The 2,817-nt window shown below is 61.1% G+C and carries 3 protein-coding genes; all 3 read right to left on the bottom strand.

Annotation, left to right across the window (positions count from 1 at the left end):
- Positions 1–195: 195 nt before the first annotated feature.
- Positions 196–1,248 carry an NADP(H)-dependent aldo-keto reductase gene (locus C9413_RS30630; protein ID WP_040114227.1) on the bottom strand — a complete coding sequence of 351 codons (1,053 nt, stop codon included), beginning with the start codon at positions 1,246–1,248 and terminating at the stop codon, positions 196–198.
- Between the two features lie 28 nt (positions 1,249–1,276).
- A complete protein-coding gene (locus C9413_RS30625) occupies positions 1,277–2,065 on the bottom strand; it encodes an ABC transporter permease (protein WP_040114226.1) in 789 nt (262 codons plus the stop codon).
- 3 nt (positions 2,066–2,068) lie between these two features.
- A partial coding sequence (gene nodI, locus C9413_RS30620) for a nodulation factor ABC transporter ATP-binding protein NodI (RefSeq protein ID WP_170251365.1) occupies positions 2,069–2,817 on the bottom strand: 749 nt, incomplete at its 5' end.

The following is a 2,817-nucleotide window of genomic DNA, read 5'->3' as shown; positions in this document are numbered from 1 at the left end:
CGGGTGATGCGGGGTGGGACAGTGCATGTATTCCCAGCACAGTTCGCGAAGGGGGGGGTGGCGCGTCAGCCCTGAGATCTCGGGCCGCGCAGAGCGGCGCGAGTTCACGACCCGCGTGTCTCCCGTGGCAGTTCGCAAAAACGGGCACGAGTCAAACCGGCAGCGTCACTTTGAATGACGAGGACGACACCCGGTTCATGGCGACGGCGTTCCATAACGCTGATAGATCGATTGGATTCCATCCAGGACTTCGCGCGACAGGCTGACTTCCACGCTGGCGATGCTGTGCTTTAGTTGCTGCACGGAGGTGGCGCCTACCAGGGTGCTTGCAACAAACGGCCGGCTTCTGACGAATGACAACGCGCCGTGCACCGGATCGATGCCATGTTCCCGGAAGAGCGTCGTATATGCGAGTGCCGCGTGCTGCGCCCTTTCACTACTGTAGCGGAAGAACCGTCCGAACAGGTTCAGGCGCGAGCCAGTTGGTCGCTGACCCCCCAAGTATTTGCCAGTCAGCGTGCCCATCGCGAGCGGTGAATACGCCAGGTGCCCCACCTGTTCACGCAGCGCCATCTCGGCAAGGCCGTTCTCGAAATCCAGGTTGAGTAGATTGTATGGATTCTGCATGCTTATCACGCGGGCTAACCCCCATGAGTCGGCGTAATGCAGGAACCGGGCAAGGCCCCAAGGTGTTTCGTTGCAGAGCCCGATGTGACGAACGCGACCGCTTTTGACGAGCGCGTCCAAAGCCTCCAGCGTCTCCAGGATAGGGACCGTGTCATCGTCGAGTTCATACTGGTGGTCGATTGACTGGAAGACGTTGGTGCTGCGGTCAGGCCAATGCAGTTGGTAGAGGTCGATATAGTCCGTCTGGAGCCTTTGGAGGCTGGCGTCCACGGCCTCGAACAGATTGGCGCGCGTATAGCTGACGCGGCCGTCGCGCACGTATGGTAAGTACGCTTTGCCTGCGCGAGCAGGCCCTGCGGCCTTTGTCGCAAGCACGACGTCTTGCCTGCGACCACTCTTGCGTATCCAGCTCCCGATATAACGTTCCGTCAGTCCATGTGTCTCGACGCGGGGTGGCACAGGGTACATCTCTGCGGTATCGACAAAATTTATGCCCGCATCCAGGGCTGCGTCCAGTTGCGCGTGCGCCTCAGCTTCCGTGTTCTGCTCTCCCCAGCTCATGGTGCCCAGACCCAGCATGCTTATTTTCAGGCCGCTGCGGCCCAGTTCGCGGGACTGCATCGCGCATCTCCTTCTTGTATGGGTGGCGTCAAGGCATCAGACGCCGACGAAACAGTGCCGCCGACAGGAAAAACGGCAATACCGCGTAGATGCAGAGCGCGCCGATATGCAGGCCCATGCTGTCGGCCGGACGGCCAAGCATGGCCGGACGAATGAGCTCGATTGCATGTGCCAGCGGCAAGAAACGTGCTGCCTGCTGAAAAACGTCGGGCAATTGAGTGATTGGAAAGACCGCGCCACACAGGAACAACATCGGTGTGAGGACGAGCGTCTGGTAAAACACGAAGTAGTCGTAACTGGGAGCAAGCGCGGTGATGACCATTGCCAGGCTCGCGAAGGCTAACCCGGTGAGCGCGATGACTGGCAGCGCATAGAGGATGGACGGCCACGCCGCATAGCCCAGCACGGCGGCAACAATTGTTATTCCCGTACCGGCGAGAAAGGCCTTTGTGGCTGCCCACGCCAATTCGCCAAGAACGATGTCGCCAAGCGTAAGCTGTGTGTAGAGGATTGCTTCCCATGTGCGCTGAGCGTGCATGCGAGCGAAAGCCGCGTAAATCGTCTCGAAGGTCGCAGAGGTCATTGCGCTTGTCGCGACCATGCCGCCTGCCAAAAACGCCACATACGAAGTACCGTCAACGCGACCTACGATGACTCCGAGGCCAAAGCCGAGACCGAACAGGTAGATCATAGGATCGGCCAGGTTGCCGAGAATTGACGCGAGCGCGACCTTCTTCCACGCCAGATAGTTGCGGCGCCATACTGCGATCCAGTTCCAAGCGTTGGCGGGCAGTGCCGCAGCACACAGTTCACGCATCGTTCATTTCTCCATCTCGCGCCCGGTCAGCCGCAAAAAAACATCCTCGAGATTTGGCGGCCGCTGCAGAAGACGCAAACCCGCATGCCCGCGCAGCTGCAGGCGCACCTGTTCCGGATCGGGCGCATAGCAAAAGAGTGTCTCGCCACTCACCTCGATGCGCTGCGCATAGGGGCTGATGAGCGAACGCAGTTCATGCGGATTGCCGCCGTAGATCTCGATCACCTGGCACCCGATCTGCTCGTCGATCAGCGCATGAGGGCGGCCTTCGGCGATCTTGCGACCTCTTTCGAGCACGCACAGCCGATCGCACAACCGCTCGGCCTCTTCCATGAAGTGGGTCGTCAAGATAATCGTTATGCCGCGCGCCAGTAGGGAACGCAGGCGCTCCCAAATCAGGTGGCGCCCGTGCGGATCGAGACCGGTGGTCGGCTCGTCCATTACAAGCAGCTGCGGATCGTTGATCAACGCACGCGCCAGCGTCAGGCGCCGCTTCATGCCGCCGGACAGTTCAGAGACGCGCGCATGGGCCTTGCTCTCCAGGCGGGCGAACTCGAGGAGCGACGGGATCACCGCTTCGACCTCGCGTGTGCTCATGCCGAAGTAGCGCCCGAACACCAATAGATTTTCGCGCACAGTAAACGCGAGGTCGAGATTGGCGAAATGCGGGACCACGCCGCTGCCCGCGCGGGCCAAGCGGGCGCGAGCCGGCAGCGGCCCGCCGTGCGCCGGAAGGTCCCCCCCCTCATGCC

The sequence above is a fragment of the Rhizobium sp. SEMIA 4085 genome (assembly GCF_013004495.1).
GTDB lineage: Bacteria > Pseudomonadota > Alphaproteobacteria > Rhizobiales > Rhizobiaceae > Rhizobium > Rhizobium gallicum.
Note: the sequence above shows the minus strand (reverse complement) of the source record. Positions and strands in the feature narration are given on the sequence as shown.

Coding starts and splice junctions, on each gene's coding strand:
- C9413_RS30630 (WP_040114227.1), bottom strand. CDS start 1,248: ATGCAGTCCCGCGAACTGGGCCGCAGCGGCCTGAAAATAAGCATGCTG.
- C9413_RS30625 (WP_040114226.1), bottom strand. CDS start 2,065: ATGCGTGAACTGTGTGCTGCGGCACTGCCCGCCAACGCTTGGAACTGG.